Source organism: Herbaspirillum autotrophicum (assembly GCF_001189915.1).
In the GTDB taxonomy this organism is placed as follows: Bacteria; Pseudomonadota; Gammaproteobacteria; order Burkholderiales; family Burkholderiaceae_D; genus Herbaspirillum; species Herbaspirillum autotrophicum.
Map to the genome: position 1 here is coordinate 275,129 of NZ_LFLS01000001.1, position 17,277 is coordinate 292,405.

Genomic DNA, 17,277 nt, shown 5'->3' on the forward strand with positions numbered 1-17,277 from the left:
CGGAGACGGTAATGCAATTTTTCTTTGAAGTACTGATTAGCGGCTTGTTGTCGGGCCTGATGTATTCGCTGGTGGCGCTGGGTTTCGTATTGATCTACAAAGCCTCGGGCGTATTCAACTTTGCGCAGGGGGCGATGGTCTACTTCGCCGCGCTGGCGGTGGTCGGCCTGATGGACAAGGGCATGCCGATGTGGGCTGCCATCATCGGCGCGTTCGTGGTGATGATTCTGGTGGGGCTGGCGACCGAACGTTTCGTGTTGCGCAAGCTGGTCAACCAGCCGCCGATCACGCTGTTCATGGCCACCATCGGTCTGGCGTTTTTCCTGGAAGGTCTGGGACCGTTGCTGTTCGGCAGTGAAGTGCGCGCGATTGATCTGGGCATCGTCGATGAACCGATCATGGGCATCATGGACGCCATCGGTATCGGCATTTCCAAATTCGACATCTTCGCTTCCGGCATGGTGATCGGACTGGTGGCGCTGCTGGCACTGTTTTTCCAAAAGACCAAAGTGGGCCGTGCACTGCGCGCGGTGGCCGACGACCATCAGGCGGCGCTGTCGCTGGGTATTCCGTTGCAACATATCTGGGCCATCGTCTGGGGCGTGGCCGGGTTCGTGGCACTGGTGGCCGGCTTGCTGTGGGGTTCCCGTAACGGCGTCCAGTTTGCGCTCACGATGACCGCACTCAAGGCTTTGCCGGTGCTGATCCTTGGTGGCTTTACGTCGATCCCGGGGGCGATTGTCGGTGGCCTGATCATCGGCGCCTCGGAAAAGCTGGCGGAAATTTATATTCCACCGGTCATGCAGGATATGTTCGGCGGCAATTTCGGCGGCATCGAGGGCTGGTTCCCGTATGTGTTCGCATTGCTGTTCTTGCTGGTACGACCCGAAGGTTTGTTTGGCGAACGCCATATTGACCGCGTTTGAATCCCGGCTGGTGTGATTCGTCGTTACCACTACCCGCAATTTCGCTTGGAGAAACACTATGTTTTATCGTGAGGCCGGACAGTTCAAAACCTCGTATGTGGCGGACAGCCAGATTTTCCCGATCCGCCAGGATCGCATCGGCATGGTCTTGCTGCTGGCAGTGGCATTCGTCATCATTCCGCTGACTGGCAGTGAGTACTGGTTTTCGGCGATTCTGATTCCGTTCCTGGTGTTCGCACTGGCAGCGCTTGGCCTGAATATCCTGACCGGCTATGCCGGCCAGTTATCGCTGGGTTCGGCGGCCTTCATGGCGGTCGGTGCTTATGCTGCGTATAACTTTCAGTTGCGCATCGAAGGCATTCCGATCCTGTTGTCGTTCATTCTGGCCGGTTGCTGTGCGGCAGCGGTGGGAGTCCTGTTCGGGTTGCCGTCGTTGCGCATCAAAGGCTTCTATCTGGCGGTGGCAACGCTGGCGGCGCAATTTTTCGTGGTGTGGGCGCTGACCAAGTTTTCCTGGTTTTCGAATGACAGTTCATCGGGGGTGATCAGCACGCAAAAGATCGACTTCTTCGGCATCGCGATCAATACGCCGGTGAAGAAATATCTGTTTGTGCTGGGCATCGTATGCGTGATGGCGATGCTGGCCAAGAATCTGGTGCGTTCGTCGACCGGACGCGCCTGGATGGCGGTACGTGACATGGACGTGGCGGCCGAGGTGATCGGCATCCAGCTCATGAAAACCAAGCTGCTGGCCTTTGCCGTCAGCTCGTTCTTCTGCGGCGTGGCCGGCGCCTTGTATGCATTCTGTTATCTCGGGTCGGTGGAGCCGGACGGTTTCTCGCTGGATCTGTCGTTCAAGATTCTGTTCATGATCATCATTGGCGGCGTCGGCAGCATTCTTGGGGCTTTCCTCGGTTCGGCGTTCATCTTGCTGTTGCCGATTTTTCTCGATAACGTATTGCCGCCGCTGGCGTCCTTTTTCCATCTGCCATTCACCAACGCCACCGTGTCGCATATCCAGTTGATGGTGTTCGGCGGCCTGATCATTTTCTTCCTGATTGTCGAACCGCACGGGCTGGCCCGTCTGTGGCAGATTACCAAGGAAAAGTTGCGCCTGTGGCCGTTCCCGCATTGATACCGGATTCATGTTGTAGATCGCTGGCTGTAAAGACGATGCCCACCCATGACAGGTAGGCACAAGTAAAACCATAAAGGAGACAAGATCATGAAAAGCATCAAACGACTCATGCTGGTCGCTGCTACCGCAGCCAGCCTGTTGGCGCCGGCCTTGCCGGCAATGGCGCAAGCCAATGATCAGTTCATTGCGATTCCGAGCTATCGGGTTGGCCCCTACGGCACCAATGGCCAGTCGTATTACGGCGGTTATGTCGACTACCTCAATTACGTCAATCTCAAAGAGGGCGGCGTCAACGGCGTCAAGCTGTCGTGGGAAGAGTGCGAAACCGAATACAACAACGCCAAGGGCGTCGAGTGCTATGAACGGCTGAAGGGCAAGAATCCAATTACCAAAGGCACTGCCATCAACTCGATGGCGACCGGCATTTCTTACGCGCTGATCGACAAGAGCGTGGAAGATAAAGTGCCGCTGCTGATGATGGGCTACGGTCGTACTGATGCCGTCGATGGCTCGGTATTCCCTTATGCCTTCCCGCTGGTGACTACTTATCAGATGCAGGTGTCGGCCATCGTCAAATATCTGACCAGCAAAAACAATGGTTCGCTGGCCGGCAAGAAAATCGTGTTCCTGTATCACGATTCGGCCTATGGCAAAGAACCTATCGTAGCGCTGGAAGCGGAAGCCGCACTGGGCAAGTTCAAGGTAGTGCAGATTCCGGTCGCGCATCCGGGTAACGAACAGGGCGCACAGTGGCTCAAGATCCGTCAGGAAAATCCGGATTACGTGATTTTCTGGGGCTGGGGCGTGATGAACCAGACCGCGTTGAAAGCAGCGCAAAAGGTTGGCTTCCCGCGTGATCGCATCATCGGTTCCTGGTGGGCCGGTTCGGAAGAAGACACGATCCCTGCCGGTGACGCCGCCAAGGGTTACATGAGCGCAACCTGGAACGTATCGGGCAAAGGCGTGCCGCTGATCGCTGATATCGAAAAAGTCGTGTACGGCGCCGGCAAGGGCAATGTGCAAGACAAGAGCAAGATCGGTTCGGTGCTGTACAACCGCGGCGTCTCCGCAGCCATCGCTACGGTAGAAGCAATCCGTACTGCGCAAACCAAGTTCGGCAAGGGCAAGGTCATGAGCGGTGAAGATGTGCGCTGGGGTCTGGAAAATCTGAACATTACCAACGCTCGTCTGCAACAACTCGGCGCTACCGGTCTGCTGCCTGAAATCAAGACTTCGTGCGAAAACCATGAAGGTTCGGGCAAGGTCAAGATTCAGCAATGGGATGGCACCAAGTGGGTGTTGATCTCGGATTGGATCGAAGGCAACAAGAACCTGATTCACCCATTGTTCAAGGCATCTGCCGCCAAGTATGCAAAAGAAAAGGGCATTACTCCAGCCTGCATGAAGTAGGCATTGGCGCCGGCGCAGATATGCGCCGGCGCCTTTTTTCAGCGGCAGGCACGTGACGCCGCAGCGTAAATACAGCAAGGCATAGTCGGAGCAGACATGGGTACAGCACTCAATATCAACAATATCGAAGTCATTTACGATCACGTGATCCTGGTACTCAAGGGGGTCTCGCTGGCGGTGCCGCAAGGCAAGATCGTGGCCTTGCTGGGCGCCAACGGCGCCGGCAAAAGTACTACGCTGAAAGCGATTTCGAATCTGCTGTCGGCAGAACGTGGCGATGTCACCAAGGGCAGCATCGAATTCAACGGTGAACGGGTCGATCAACTGACCCCGAATGATCTGGTCAAGCGCGGCGTGATTCAGGTGATGGAAGGCCGGCATTGCTTTGGCCATCTGACGGTGGAAGAAAACCTGCTGACCGGCGCTTACACCCGCAATATCAGCAATGCGGAAGTGAAGCAGGAGCTGGAAAAAATCTATGACTATTTCCCGCGCCTCAAAGTGCGGCGTAAATCGCAGTCGGGTTATACCTCCGGCGGCGAACAGCAAATGACCGCGATTGGCCGCGCCATGATGGCCAAGCCGTCCATGATTTTGCTGGACGAGCCATCGATGGGATTGGCACCGCAAATCGTCGAAGAAATTTTTGAAATCGTCAAAGATCTGAACACCAAGGAAAACGTCTCGTTCCTGTTGGCCGAACAAAACACCATGGTGGCGCTGCGTTACGCCGATTTCGGCTACATCCTCGAAAACGGCCGGGTGGTCATGGAAGGCGTGGCCAATGATCTGGCCAGCAATGAAGACGTCAAAGAGTTTTATCTGGGCGTGTCGGCGGCAGGGCGCAAGAACTTCCGCGACATGAAGTTCTATCGGCGCAGAAAACGCTGGCTGGCCTGAGTACCAACCACTGACCGGGTGGCGCGCCGCAGGTTCGCAACCGATTGCGGCCGGTGCCGCTGGCCTGCGTGCAGACCGCATCCAACAACGTAACTCCAGTTCACGCTCACAGGTTTTTCATGGCCGATACTTTTGACTCTCTTGAAACACGCGATCCGCAGCAGCGCGAGGAAGCTTTGTTTCAGCAATTGCCGCATTTGCTGAAACGGACGCAGCAGGCGCCGGGCTGGGCCCGGATTCTGGAATCGGTGACGGCAGCCGATATCACCGACCGCACGGCACTGGCGCGATTGCCGGTGACCCGCAAGTCGGATCTGAAGGATTTGCAGGCGCTGGATGCACCGTTCGGCGGCATGACGACTACGCCGCCGCGGGAATTGCGGCGTCTGTTCGTGTCGCCGGGACCGATCTTCGATCCTGAGGGTCACGGGCAGGACTGGTGGCGCTTTGCACGGCCAATGACGGCGCTGGGCTTGCGCGCCGGGCATATCATCCAGAATTGTTTTGCTTACCATTTCACACCGGCCGCGTTCATGGTCGAAGGCGGCGCCGCCAAAGTCGGCTGTGCGGTGATTCCGGCCGGCATCGGCCAGACCGAACTGCAAGTGCAGGCCATCGCCGCATTGCGCCCCGATGCGTACGTCGGCACGCCGTCATTTTTGAAGATCATTATCGAAAAAGCGCAAGAAAGCGGTACGGACATCAGCAGCTTGCAACGCGCACTGGTGAGTGCAGAGGCGTTGCCGCCATCGCTGCGCAGCTGGTTTCACGCGCACGGCATACCCCATGTGCTGCAACTGTATGCATCGGCCGATATCGGCAATATTGCGTATGAATCCTTGAGTGACGGTCAGGTCAATCCCGGCATGATTCTGGATGAAGAGCTGATTCTGGAAATCGTGCGTCCCGGCACCGGAGATCCGGTGGCGGCCGGCGAAGTCGGCGAAATCGTGGTCACTTCATTCAATCCCGATTACCCGCTGATCCGTTTCGGTACCGGCGACCTGTCGGCGGTATTGCCCGGCATCTCGCCCTGCGGGCGCACCAATACCCGCATCAAGGGCTGGATGGGACGCGCCGACCAGACCACCAAGGTGCGCGGCATGTTCGTGCATCCTTCACAGGTGGCGGAAGTGGTGCGGCGTCACGCCAGCATTCTCAAGGCGCGACTGGTGGTCAGCGGTGAAATGGCCAGCGACATCATGACCTTGCACTGTGAAACTGCCGATATGCCGACTGCGGTGGCGCAGATGGCGGCGATTGCCGACAGCGTGCGCGATATCACCAAGTTGCGCGGTGAAGTACGGTTTGTCGCTGCAGACAGTCTGCCGAATGACGGCAAGGTCATCGAAGACGCCCGCAAATACGAATAAAAACGTTTTCCAGGCCGTGCTTACTTGCGTTGCACGGTCTTGATCACGGTAATGCGGGTAATCAGAAAGTCATCTTCGACCACTTGCCGGAACGGTGTGCCGATCACATTGAAGCCGGGACCGCCATCGTCGTACCAGACGGTGGCGATGGCATCAAACTCCACTACACCCATGCCCAGCATCTGCGCCGACAGTACGAATTGCGCGCCTTCCCGCTGGCGTTGTACGATTGCTTCCAGTTTTGTCATCTTGATATTCCTGTTTTGCGAGTAATGTCGCGACTTGCATCGCGGATTGCCTGCGGGCAGCATCGGTGACGATGCCGGCCGCTCTGTGTATAATGACGCGCGGGCATGAATGCTATGTAGAACAGCGGGCATGCCTCAGCGATGTAGAAGAGCGGATGTGTCCGCTCCGCCAGTATTTGTATTGCATGGGGCGAACGCAAGTTCGCCTTTTTTCTTATGTACGCGTTGTCCGGTATTATCCGGGCGAATGCGCGCTCATTGACTGTTTTTGTTCGTGATTGGCAGACCATGTTTGATTTTATCCGTACTCATCAGCGCTTGATGCAATTTTTGTTGCTGCTGTTTATTTTTCCTTCGTTCGCTTTTTTCGGCCTGGAAGGGTATAGCCGCTTTTCCGATGGCGACAATGCCGTGGCCAAGGTGGCCGGTCAGACCATCACCAAGGAAGAACTGGACGCCGCTCAGCGCCAGCAACTGGAACGCATGCGTCAGATGTTCGGCGGCCAGTTCGACGCCAAGATGTTCGATACGCCGGAAGCCAAGCGCGCCGTGCTCGACAATCTGATCGCACAACGTGCGCTGGGAGCCGAAGTCACGCGTGACAAGCTGGCCGTATCGGATCAGGTATTGCAGCAAAGCATCATGCAAATCCCGGGTCTGGTGAAGCCAGACGGTACTTTCGACAATGAACAGTACAAGGTCTTGCTGGCCGCTCAGGGCATGAACCCCAAGGGTTACGAAGCCAGCCTGCGCCGCGACATGGCCTTGCAGCAACTCAACAGCGCGATTCAGGCCACTGCATTTGCGCCGAAGACCGTGGCTGGCCGCCTGTCCGATATCAATGATCAGGAACGCTCGGTACAGGAATTGCAATTCAAGGCGGCATCGTTTGCCGGTCAGGTCAAGATCACTGACGACATGCTCAAGGCCTATTACGACAAGAATGCCAGCCAGTTCGAAGTGCCGGAACAGGCCAAGGCGGAATACGTGATTCTGGACAGCGCCGCCGTAGCGGCACAGATCAGCGTCAGCGATGCCGATATCAAGTCTTACTACGATCAGAACCAGAAGCAGTATTCGACCGACGAACAACGCCGCGCCAGCCATATCCTGATCGCCGTCAAGAAGGATGCACCGGCGGCCGACAAGGCAGCTGCCAAGGCCAAGGCCGAAGGTTTGCTGGCGCAGGTGCGCAAGAATCCGGCTGATTTTGCCAAGCTGGCCAAAGCCAATTCGCAAGATCCGGGCTCGGCTGAGCAAGGCGGCGATCTCGGTTACTTCGGCAAGGGCGCAATGCTGCCGGCATTCGAAGATGCTGCCTTCAAGCTCAAGCAAGGTGACATCAGCGACGTCGTCGAATCCGACTACGGTTATCACATCATTCAGGTCACCGGCATCAAACCGGCTGCTGCCAAATCGCTGGATGAAGTCAAAGGCGAAATCGGTGCTGAAATCAAGAAGCAACTGGCGTCCAAGAAATATGCCGAACTGGCTGACATTTTCAGCAACACCGTGTACGAACAGGGCGACAGCCTGAAGCCGGTGGCGGACAAGCTGAAGCTGAAAATCGAAACTGCCGATGGCTTGCATCGCCAGCCGAATCCGGCACTGGCAGCGACCGTGCCTTACAACAATCCGGCGTTCCTCAAGGCCTTGTTCACGGATGACGTAATCAAGAGCAAGCACAATACGGAACCGGTGCAGGTTGCGCCAAGCGTATTGATGGCTGGTCGTATCGTGGAATACAAGCCGGTCACCAAGCGGCCGTTCGACGATGTCAAGAACATCGTGCGTGAGCGCGTGACACTGACGGAAGAAATGGCGCTGGCGAAAAAAGCCGGTGAAGCCAGGCTGGCAGAACTCAAGGCCAAGGATGACAGCGCCGGTTTCGGTGACGTCCGCATCGCTTCCCGCGTCAAGACGCAGGGTTGGAATCAGGATGCATTCCTGGCCGTGATGAAGGCAGATACGGCCAAGTTGCCAGCCTATACCGGCGTCGAAGTGCCGGGTCTGGGTTACAGCGTATTCCGCATCACCAAGGTGGCGCAGCCGGCTGCTCCTGACGCGGCCCGTCGCAAGACCGAGCAGGAACAGATTGCCAATACGCTGGCACAACAGGAAATGCTGGCCTATGTGGCCTACCTCAAGGAACAGGCCAAGGTCAAAATCCTCAAGGGTGGTGAAGCATTGGTCGGCAAGAGTACTGAGCCGGCCAACTGAGATTGACGCCGGCCACGCCCATGGCGTGGCCTGGCAGTCTGGAGTGCCCATCGTTGCGATGGGCATTTTTTTTGCCCCGCCAGTTTGTCCGCAGCGCAGTGCCGGCCCCCGGCCCGCGCCATATCTGCAACATTGGCTGGTTTTATTTCCCCCGTTGCGCCGGGCTGATCGTAGAATGTGTTTCACCATCCGCATTCAATGCGATATGCGGTTTAACCGAATTGACGCAAGTACCCATGCCAGCCCCCGTCCTGATCATCCATACCGGCGATCCCAACGAAGAACTGAAAAGTGCCTACGGCAGCTATGCCGCACAACTCCAGCGTGCCGCCGGATTAAGTGATGACGAGGCCGAAACCATTTGTGTGTTTCAGGGCGATTGCCTGCCGCCGCCGCAAGCTTATCGGGCGGCGCTGATTACCGGTTCGCCGACCATGGTCACCGATCAGCTGGACTGGAGCGAGCGCGCGGCCGAATGGTTGCGTCACGCTGCAGCACAGGGCTTGCCGATGTTCGGCATTTGTTACGGTCACCAGTTGTTATCCCACGCGTTTGGCGGCACGGTCGGTTATAACCCGGCCGGACGCGCTGCCGGTACCATGGCGGTGCAGAAGCTGGCCGCCGCTGCCGGCGAAGCCTTGCTGCACGAGACGCCAGATGTTTTTCCGGCGCACATGCTGCATACCCAGGCAGTATTGCAACCGCCGTGCGGGGCGACCGTGCTGGCCAGTTCGCCGCTTGATCCGCATCACATGCTGCGCCTGGCGCCGCATATTTTTTCGGCGCAGTTTCATCCGGAATTTTCTCCTGAATTCGTGCGCGCGCATTTATCGTATTACGCCGAAACTTACCTTGGCAACGGCATCGATGCAATCGCCATGCGCGAGCAGGTCAGCGCGACACCACAATCGGCCGGTTTGCTGCGCCGGTTCTTGCAACTGCATGGTCGCCATGCGGTTGCCAATGCCGCCACAAGCGCGGCGACAAGCACCGCCGAAAGCTAACGCACGCTCAGCAGGGGCTTGAGATGCGGCCAGACATTGTCGAGCAACTGTGGTTGTGCCTGCTCATTGGGATGCATGCGGTCAGCCTGGAACATGGCTGGCTGGTCGGCAATACCCTGCATGAAAAACGGCACCAGCGCGGCCTTGTATTGTTTGGCGGCAGTCGAAAACAATTGTGAAAACTGGTTGGCATAGTCGGCGCCGTAATTCGGCGGGATCTGCATGCCGACCAGCACCACCTTGGCCTTGGCCGCTTTCGACATGCTCAGCAAGGCGTCCAGGTTGGCGCGGGTGGCGCTCAGTTGCAAGCCGCGCAAGGCATCATTGGCGCCCAGCTCAATGACGACGATATCCGGATTGTGCTTGCTCAGCAGCGCCGGCAGGCGGGTTTTGCCGCCAATGGTGGTTTCGCCGCTGATGCTGGCATTGACCAGCGTGGCATCGATTTTTTGCTGTTGCAACCGTTGTTGCAGCAGTGCCACCCAGCCGCTGCCGCGCGTCAGACCATATTCGGCGGACAGACTGTCGCCGAGCACGAGCACGGTTTTTGGTGCAGAATAAGCGCTCGCTGCAATCAGCAACAGCACCATGCCGATTGCCACCCGCCACACGTTGTTCAACCTTACCGCATATTCTGCAGACTGCATGCCTGATTCCTCTTCTGTTACCGACAACATTCCTGCCATCGAAGTTACCCGCCTCGGCAAACGCGTTGCCGATGCTGCCGCACCGGCCACCGACATCAGTGCTGCCGGCGAGCTGGTGATCTTGCAAAACATTGATTTTACAGTGCAGTCGGGCACTACGCTGGCAATCGTCGGTGCCTCGGGGTCCGGCAAATCCACCTTGCTCGGTTTGCTGGCCGGGCTCGATACGCCATCCTCCGGCAGCGTCAAGATTGACGGCGTCGATATCTTCGCGCTGGATGAAGATGGTCGCGCCGGTTTGCGCAAGAACCGGCTTGGCTTTGTGTTTCAGTCGTTTCAGTTGCTGGGGCATTTGAACGCGCTGGAAAATGTCATGCTGCCGCTGGAATTGCGCGGCGACAGCGAAGCCAAAAGCAAGGCGCAGCGCATGCTGGAGCGCGTCGGCCTTGGCAGCCGGGTAAAACATTATCCGAAGTACCTGTCGGGCGGCGAGCAGCAACGGGTGGCGCTGGCGCGGGCATTTGTGACCGAGCCGCCGCTGTTGCTGGCCGATGAACCGACCGGCAGTCTCGATGCGGCCACCGGCGAAGCCGTGATTGCGCTGATGTTTGAATTGAACCGTGAGCGCGGCTCGACGCTGGTGCTGGTGACGCACGATGCCTCGGTGGCGGCACGCTGCGCCAAGACCATCACGATTGCCGCCGGCAAGATCGTCTGAGCCGTTGCTTCAGGCAGCGGCCGGCTGCGGATGTGCGCGTTTGTGTTCGACATACGCGATGCTCATGCCGCTGGCGCAAATGACTGCAATGCCCAGAATCGTCACGGCATCCGGAAACTGACCAAATACCAGCCAGCCCATGGTGCTGGCTGAAATGATCTGGGCATAGGCAAACGGCGTCAGTACCGAAGCCTCCGCGTGTTTATAGGCGCTGTTGAGCAAGAAATGGCCGATGGTGCTGGTGACGCCGGTGGACGCCATGATCAGCCATTCGAAGGTATCCGGCATATGCGGCGACCAGAAAAACGGCAACAGCAGGGTGCTCAGAATCATGCCGATCAGGCCACCGTAAAACAGAGTGACCAGCGGATCGTCAGCCTGATTGGCCTTGCGGTTCAAAATCGATACAAAAGCAAATACGGTGGCCGACATCAGGCCCAGTACCACGCCGTGGGGCGGAATGTCGCCGCCGGGTCGAATCACGATCAGCATGCCGATGAAGCCGACTGCCACCGCCACCCAGCGCGAGGCATACGTGGTTTCACCGAGCAGCCATGGCGACACCGCGAGCACGATCAGCGGGGCGCAGAAATTCATGGCGGTGCCTTCGGCCAGCGGCACGATCTTGATCACGGAAAAAAACAGCAGCGTTGAAATCAGCAACAGCGCGGCGCGTCCCACTTGCAGGCGCGGCCGGTTCGATTGCAAGATGCTCTTCCCATAGCGGCGGCGATACAGCGGCGCCAGCGTCAGGGCCATGAATACCGTATTGATGCTGTAACGCATCCACGCAATCATGACTACGTGATAGCCGGATACGGCCAGCAGTTTGCCTGCCGTATCAAGCAGTGTCAGTGTCCACAGACCGGAAATCAGAAACAGAATGCCTAGCCATAATCTGGGGCGGCGAGCGGGTGAAAGCGGTGCGATGGCCATTGTCTCGGTTTATTTTATTTATCAGGGTACGTATTGCAGGTGCCAGTTCACTGGCAGTCAGGCCGATCGGCCCGCTGCCGCTTGCTACCAATTGATCTGCGGCCTTGCCGTGCAGCCAGACCGCCGCCGGTGCCGCGTCGCGCAGCGGCCAGCCTTGCGCCAGCAGCGCGCCGCATAAGCCGGCCAGGACATCGCCGGTACCGCCGCTGGCCAGCGCCGGATTGCCGCTGGTATTGATGATGATGTCGCCGTCCGGATAAGCAATCACGCTGCCGGCGCCCTTGAGCACGGCTACCACGCCAAAGCGCTGCGCCAGCTGGCGTGCCGCTTGCGGCCGGTCGTGCTGAATCTGGCCGACGTCGAGCGCCAGCAGCCGCGCTGCTTCCAGCGGATGCGGCGTGATCATGACGGCGCGCGAACGGGCGTTCAGCAAGACATGTTGCAGCCCGGGTTCGGCGGCGATCAGGTTCAAGGCATCGGCGTCCAGCACCAGCGGTCCGCTGGCATGCAGCGCGCGTGACAGCAAATCGTGCGCTTGCCGCGAGGTGCCGAGACCGGTGCCGACCACCAGCGTGGCATTGCCAAAATTCAAATCTGCCGCCAGTCGTAACATCAACTCAGGATGCACCGGATCATAAGCCGGCGCCTGTTCCAGAAAGCCTGCCAACACGCGTCCGGCACCGCCATAGGCAGCGCTGCGCGCGGCCAGCATGACTGCGCCGCCCATGCCGGGCGCACCGCCCAGGACCAGGACGTCGCCATTGCTGCCCTTGTGCGAATTGCCGCGCCGCGGGCGCAGCGATGCGCTGAACAGGGATGGTTGGCTGAGCCAGGCATGCGGGGGCGGGAAATGCGTGCTGTCGATGGCCAGCGTGTCGACGCTGATGCTGCCGCAATAATCGACGCCGTCGCAGGTATGCAAGCCGGTTTTGTCGCCGATGAAGGTGAGCGTGTGATCGGCGTGTACGGCAATGCCGGCGCTGCCGCCGACCACGGTGCCGGTGTCGGCATCGAGTCCGCTTGGCACATCGATGGCGAGAATCGGTACTTGCAGGCTGTCGATATATTCAATCGCGCTGCGCAGTGTGCCGCTGATCGGGCGTTGCAGGCCGATGCCGAACAAACCGTCGACGACCAGCGACCAGCGCCCGGTGCCCAGATGCCGGGGGTCATTGATATCGAGGAACAGGGCACCGCTGGCGCGTGCGCATTGCAGCGCATGCAGGGCATCGGTGCTGTACCGGGTTTCATCGGCATACAGCGCGACGCTGACGGCGAGATCGGATTGCGCCAGATAGTACGCCGCCTGCAAGGCGTCGCCGCCATTGTTGCCGGGGCCGGCCAGAATCAGGATGGTGCCGTCAGGATCGTGGGCCGTCAGTTCCAGCACAGAGTTGGCGCAGGCCTGGCCGGCACGTTGCATCAGCGTCGAAGCGGGCAGAGCGGCGAGCGCTGCGACTTCGATCTGACGAATTTCTGCCACGGTGTAAAGCGCACTCATGAGTTGATCCGCGAGGGAAGGGCAACTGCGTATGGGAATGTTGCCGGCGGACCATTTTATGCCAATTGCAGCAAGTGCGCAGACTTAGGTTGTCGCCGCCAGCGTATCGGCCATGGTCAGTCCGCTGATGTCGATGTCGGGTTGGCGCCCCTCAATCAGATCGGCCAGCAGTTTGGCAGCACCGACCGCGCTGGCCCAGCCGCCCACGCCATGGCCGGTGTTGACGAAAATATTGTGATGGGTGGTGGCGCCGAGCAAAGGCAAACCGTTCGGCTGCAGGGCCCAGGTGCTGCTCCAGAAGCTGGCGCTGTTGAAGTTGGCCGCATTCGGAAAATAATCGTTGGCGACTTTCAGCAAGCTGTTGATGGCTTTCGGGTGCGGCAAATCGGTGCGCGGCAAAAATCCCAGCAAGCCGCAAATGCGGATGCGATTGCCGACGCGGGCGATGGATACCTTGTAGCGTTGATCGATGAGCGCGGTTTGCGGCGCACTCTCCGGATTGCGTACCGGCACCACGGCGCTGTAGGTTTGCACCTCTTGCAGCGGCAACGTGACATTGAGCGGCGCCAGCAAAGCGGCGCTTTGCATGCCGGCCGCCAGCACCACGGCATCCACCAGCAGGGTTTCGTCGGCCAGCGTGATCGCTACCCGGCCGCCGAACTCGGGGCGGATTGCCGTCACGGTCTGGGCGAAATGGAATTGCACGCCGAGCGACTGTGCAATCGCTCGCAATTGTTTGGCGAACAGTACGCAGTTGCCCGATTCGTCTTGCGGATAATACATGGCGCCAGCCAGCGAGACGTCGGATAAAAATGCCGGATCGATGGCCTTGATGGCATCGGCGTCGACCGCCCGGCGCTGGACTTCGGCGTGTTGCAAACTGTCTTGCAGCACCGCGTTGTTATCGACATCGGCCTGATCCCGAAACAGCTGCAGTACGCCGGCCCGATTTTCATGTTCCAGCACGTAATGCTCTTGAATTTGCCTGGTCAGCATTTGCCCGTAAGCGGCGACCCGGGTCAGGCGTGATTTGTTTTCAGCGAAGGCATGCAGGAATTCCTGGCGCGACTTGCGCACCCAGCGTGAGCAGGATGTCTTGAGTGCGGACTTGAGCAGAATCGCCGGTTCAGTTTTGAAGCGGCCGCCACCCGCCATGCCGAGCAGGCCGGGTAATACCAGTGGTTGCGCCACGCCGGGCGCCAGCAGTCCGCTGTTGCCAAACGAGGCTTCTTCGGCGACATTGCCGCGCCGCTCCAGCACGGCCACTTCGAAACCAGCCAGCGCCAGAAAGTAGGCCGTACAGACGCCTGACAGTCCCCCGCCGATAACGGCTATCTGCTTTTGTGTCTTGTTTTGCATCACTTTATTCGTCATTCATTGTCGGATTCCCCCGGGCCAAGACCAGCATCTGTTGCTGTCTCATCCCGCAATGCGGCATGAATGATACATCGAAACGTTTGGCACAGGCGCAGCCAGCCGCCGGTACTGCTCGCAGGCGGTGGAAAAGTGGTGCTGATTTTTTGCGTCCAATCGAATAAATCCTGCTGATTTTTTGTGAAAATTCGCCGGGACTTTCTTCCGCTATTTCACGCATAAAGCCGATTTTGCGGAGGAACCGGCAGGGCCTCGGCAACCTCTCAGATGCACTGGCCCGCAGCGGGTCAGCTGCGCCGGTGAGTGCTTGCCGGCGTGTTCTTTATCCGATCTGAAAGGAATGTCGCGTGTCTGTTTCCAAAATGTTTACTGCGGTTTTGTTTGCCCTGAGTTTCCTGGCGCTGAGCGCTTGTGCGCCAACTGCCAAGCGCGCCAGCACCGGCGAGTATCTCGACGATACCGTCATCACTACCAAGGTCAAGGCGGCGATTTTCAATGAGCCATTGCTCAAGACGACTGAAATCGGTGTTGAGACTTTCAAGGGCACCGTGCAATTGAGCGGCTTCGTGAAGTCCGGCGCAGCATCGGCCAAGGCCGCAGAAGTGACGCGCGCCGTCAACGGCGTCAAGGAGGTCAAGAATAATCTGATCGTGAAGTAAACCAACGCAGTGCGTGGCGTCAGGAGGTCCGGCGTTGTTCGCCGGCGTCCAGCGCCGCGAAACCTGCGCGCAGAAATGCCAGCAAGGCGCGCACGGTGGGCGAGGCGCTGTTGCGATGCGGATAGACCGCATGCAGCGGCACTTCCTCGCAAGTGAATTCATCCAGCAGCGTGACCAGTCGTCCGCTCTGGACGTCGGCCCGCACGTCAATCCACGATTTATAGGCAATGCCGACGCCGGCCACGGCCCAGACGCGGGCGATGGTGGCATCGTCGGACATGCGGTTGCCGCTCACCTTGATATCCCACACCTGTTTGCCGCTCCCGAAATGCCAATGATTGAACAAACCATGCCTGAGATAAAACAGCAGGCAATTGTGATGGACCAGATCGTCCGGCGTTTGCGGCGTACCGTATTTTTTCAGATAGTCCGGCGCAGCCACCAGCACGCGCCGGCTGCTGGCCAGTTGTTGCGACACCAGCGATGAATCGACCAGCTTGCCGGAGCGGATGGCGACATCGACGGCATCGCGGTAGAGATCGGCCATGCGGTCGGAAAATTGCAGCGTGAAGCTGACTTCGGGATGCTGTTCCTGGAAGTCATCGAGCCAGCCGAGCAACACATTGCGGCCGGTATCCGAGGGCATGGACAAGCGCAAGTGTCCCTTGATATCTTCTTTGCCGCTGCTGAGCAGGGCTTCGCCTTCTTGCAGCAAGGCCAGTGCGTCGCGGCAATATTCCAGAAAAATCTCGCCCTCGGGCGTCAGCCGCATGCTGCGCGTGGAGCGCGCAAACAGCCGTACCTTGAGGCGTTGTTCCAGCCGCTTCAGGCTGGCGCTGGCGGTCGCTGGCAAAATCTCCAGCATTCTGGCAGCTTGCGACAGGCTGCCGCTGTCGGCGGTGTGAATGAATAATTGCAAATCGGTAATGGCGTACATGGCACTCGATTATCAAATATTGTTTGAAAGTGCTGCAATTGTGAGCCTGTTTATCTGAAAAATCGATAGGTTCATAATGTCTGTCATACCAACCCGCCACTTGATTGAAGGAATGCACATGAAAGCCGTTGCCTTAACCCGTTATTTACCGATTACCGACCCGGAATCGCTGATCGATGTCGAACTGCCAACGCCACAGCCGCAAGGGCGCGACTTGCTGGTGGCAGTCAAGGCGATTGCCGTCAATCCGGTCGACACCAAAGTGCGCGCGCCCAAGGACCAGGTCGAAAGCACGCCGCGCGTGCTCGGCTGGGATGCCGCCGGGGTGGTCGAGGCGATTGGTCCTGAGGTAACCGCCTTCAAGCCCGGCGACCGCGTGTTTTATGCCGGTGACATCACCCGTCCCGGCGCCAACAGCGAATTTCAATTGATCGACGAGCGCATTGTCGGCCATCTGCCAGCCTCGCTCGACTTTGCGCAGGCCGCAGCGTTGCCGCTGACTGCCATTACCGCCTGGGAAGCCTTGTTCGACCGCTTGCGGATACCGGCCAAGAGCCTGGCGCCGGCGGCAGATGCCAGGCCGGCCACGATTCTGATCATCGGTGGTGCCGGTGGCGTCGGTTCCATCGCAATCCAGCTGGCGGCGCGGGTCGCCGGGCTGACCGTGATCGCCACGGCATCGCGGCCAGAGTCCGAGCAGTGGGTACGTGCGCTGGGTGCCGCCCACGTCATCAATCACTTCGGCGATATGCCGGCACAGTTGCAGGCGGCCGGCTTTGCCAGTGTCGATTACGTGCTGATCCTCAACGATACCGATCGCAACTTTCCGGCCGCCGCGCAAGTCATCGCGCCGCAGGGCATGATCGCCACGATTGTGGAAAATGCCGCGCCGCTCGATATCGGTGCACTGAAGTCCAAGAGTGCCGGTCTGGTGTGGGAATTCATGTTTACGCGCTCGATGTACCAGACCGCCGACATGGAGCAGCAGGGCAAACTGCTCGATGAAATTGCCCGTCTGATCGATCACGGCACGCTGAAAACCACGGTCGGCCAAGTGTTGTCGCCCATCAACGCCGCCAATTTGCGCGCCGCGCATGCGACGCTGGAAGCCGGACACGTGATCGGCAAGATCGTGCTGAAAGATTTTTAAGGCCCGCAAGACTGCCGCAACCGGGCCGCGCATCGTCAAATTTGCGCGGCAGCGGTGGGCCGGGACAGGGTGGTCAAGGTATAATTCGGCTTTCCGCGCATCACAAGCTTACCGACGTCTGTTGTCTGGCCGTCAG

General features: G+C 58.8%; 17 protein-coding genes. 10 read left to right on the plus strand and 7 right to left on the minus strand.

What is annotated here, in order from left to right; all coding sequences use genetic code 11:
- Positions 1–11: 11 nt before the first annotated feature.
- From AKL27_RS01195 to AKL27_RS01215, 5 genes are all read left to right on the plus strand, one after another.
- Positions 12–926, plus strand: coding sequence for a branched-chain amino acid ABC transporter permease (locus AKL27_RS01195; protein ID WP_050460738.1), 915 nt, complete (start codon positions 12–14; stop codon positions 924–926).
- Positions 927–984: 58 nt separating this feature from the next.
- Entirely contained in the window at positions 985–2,061 is a 1,077-nt protein-coding gene (locus AKL27_RS01200) for a branched-chain amino acid ABC transporter permease (protein WP_050460741.1), read from the plus strand.
- 90 nt (positions 2,062–2,151) lie between these two features.
- A complete protein-coding gene (locus tag AKL27_RS01205) occupies positions 2,152–3,474 on the plus strand; it encodes an ABC transporter substrate-binding protein (protein WP_050460742.1) in 1,323 nt (440 codons plus the stop codon).
- Positions 3,475–3,570: 96 nt separating this feature from the next.
- Entirely contained in the window at positions 3,571–4,374 is an 804-nt protein-coding gene (locus AKL27_RS01210; protein ID WP_050460743.1) for an ABC transporter ATP-binding protein, read from the plus strand.
- Between the two features lie 119 nt (positions 4,375–4,493).
- Positions 4,494–5,747, plus strand: a complete 1,254-nt coding sequence (locus tag AKL27_RS01215; protein ID WP_050460744.1) for a phenylacetate--CoA ligase family protein — start codon at positions 4,494–4,496, stop codon at positions 5,745–5,747.
- A 20-nt stretch (positions 5,748–5,767) separates the two neighbouring features.
- On the opposite strand, the gene AKL27_RS01220 is transcribed toward AKL27_RS01215, so the two are convergent.
- Entirely contained in the window at positions 5,768–5,995 is a 228-nt protein-coding gene (locus AKL27_RS01220) for a hypothetical protein (protein WP_050460745.1), read from the minus strand.
- A 288-nt stretch (positions 5,996–6,283) separates the two neighbouring features.
- Between AKL27_RS01220 and AKL27_RS01225 the strand changes: the two genes are divergently transcribed.
- Both AKL27_RS01225 and AKL27_RS01230 read left to right on the plus strand, forming a co-directional pair.
- The gene (locus tag AKL27_RS01225) at positions 6,284–8,215 is read left to right on the plus strand and encodes a SurA N-terminal domain-containing protein (protein ID WP_050460825.1); all 1,932 of its coding nucleotides are present in this window, start codon (positions 6,284–6,286) and stop codon (positions 8,213–8,215) included.
- A 236-nt stretch (positions 8,216–8,451) separates the two neighbouring features.
- Positions 8,452–9,219 (plus strand): glutamine amidotransferase, encoded by a 768-nt coding sequence (locus AKL27_RS01230; RefSeq protein WP_050460746.1) that lies wholly within the window; start codon positions 8,452–8,454, stop codon positions 9,217–9,219.
- Here AKL27_RS01230 and AKL27_RS01235 read toward each other — a convergent pair.
- A complete protein-coding gene (locus AKL27_RS01235) occupies positions 9,216–9,866 on the minus strand; it encodes an arylesterase (protein WP_050460747.1) in 651 nt (216 codons plus the stop codon). The two genes, AKL27_RS01230 and AKL27_RS01235, sit on opposite strands and share 4 nt — an antisense overlap.
- Here AKL27_RS01235 and AKL27_RS01240 point away from each other — a divergent pair.
- Positions 9,865–10,584: an ABC transporter ATP-binding protein gene (locus AKL27_RS01240; RefSeq protein ID WP_050460748.1), complete on the plus strand. Its 720-nt coding sequence runs from the start codon at positions 9,865–9,867 to the stop codon at positions 10,582–10,584. The two genes, AKL27_RS01235 and AKL27_RS01240, sit on opposite strands and share 2 nt — an antisense overlap.
- Before the next feature lie 9 nt (positions 10,585–10,593).
- Here AKL27_RS01240 and AKL27_RS01245 read toward each other — a convergent pair whose 3' ends face one another.
- The 4 genes from AKL27_RS01245 to AKL27_RS28315 all read right to left on the minus strand — a co-directional run bounded on the left by AKL27_RS01245 (position 10,594) and on the right by AKL27_RS28315 (position 14,615).
- Positions 10,594–11,520, minus strand: coding sequence for a DMT family transporter (locus AKL27_RS01245; protein ID WP_050460749.1), 927 nt, complete (start codon positions 11,518–11,520; stop codon positions 10,594–10,596).
- On the minus strand, positions 11,426–13,021 hold the full coding sequence (locus AKL27_RS01250) for a bifunctional ADP-dependent NAD(P)H-hydrate dehydratase/NAD(P)H-hydrate epimerase (RefSeq protein WP_050460750.1): 1,596 nt from the start codon (positions 13,019–13,021) through the stop codon (positions 11,426–11,428). The genes AKL27_RS01245 and AKL27_RS01250 overlap by 95 nt, the downstream gene beginning before the upstream one ends.
- Positions 13,022–13,105: 84 nt before the next feature.
- Positions 13,106–14,380: an FAD-dependent oxidoreductase gene (locus AKL27_RS01255; RefSeq protein WP_157056739.1), complete on the minus strand. Its 1,275-nt coding sequence runs from the start codon at positions 14,378–14,380 to the stop codon at positions 13,106–13,108.
- Positions 14,381–14,384: 4 nt separating this feature from the next.
- Positions 14,385–14,615: a hypothetical protein gene (locus tag AKL27_RS28315; RefSeq protein ID WP_050460752.1), complete on the minus strand. Its 231-nt coding sequence runs from the start codon at positions 14,613–14,615 to the stop codon at positions 14,385–14,387.
- Between the two features lie 127 nt (positions 14,616–14,742).
- Here AKL27_RS28315 and AKL27_RS01265 point away from each other — a divergent pair, with 127 nt between their 5' ends.
- The gene (locus tag AKL27_RS01265; RefSeq protein WP_232310855.1) at positions 14,743–15,054 is read left to right on the plus strand and encodes a BON domain-containing protein; all 312 of its coding nucleotides are present in this window, start codon (positions 14,743–14,745) and stop codon (positions 15,052–15,054) included.
- A 19-nt stretch (positions 15,055–15,073) separates the two neighbouring features.
- Here AKL27_RS01265 and AKL27_RS01270 read toward each other — a convergent pair whose 3' ends face one another.
- A complete protein-coding gene (locus AKL27_RS01270; RefSeq protein WP_050460754.1) occupies positions 15,074–15,991 on the minus strand; it encodes a LysR family transcriptional regulator in 918 nt (305 codons plus the stop codon).
- Positions 15,992–16,109: 118 nt separating this feature from the next.
- Between AKL27_RS01270 and AKL27_RS01275 the strand changes: the two genes are divergently transcribed.
- A complete protein-coding gene (locus AKL27_RS01275; RefSeq protein ID WP_050460755.1) occupies positions 16,110–17,141 on the plus strand; it encodes a zinc-binding alcohol dehydrogenase family protein in 1,032 nt (343 codons plus the stop codon).
- The last annotated feature ends 136 nt before the right edge of the window (positions 17,142–17,277 follow it).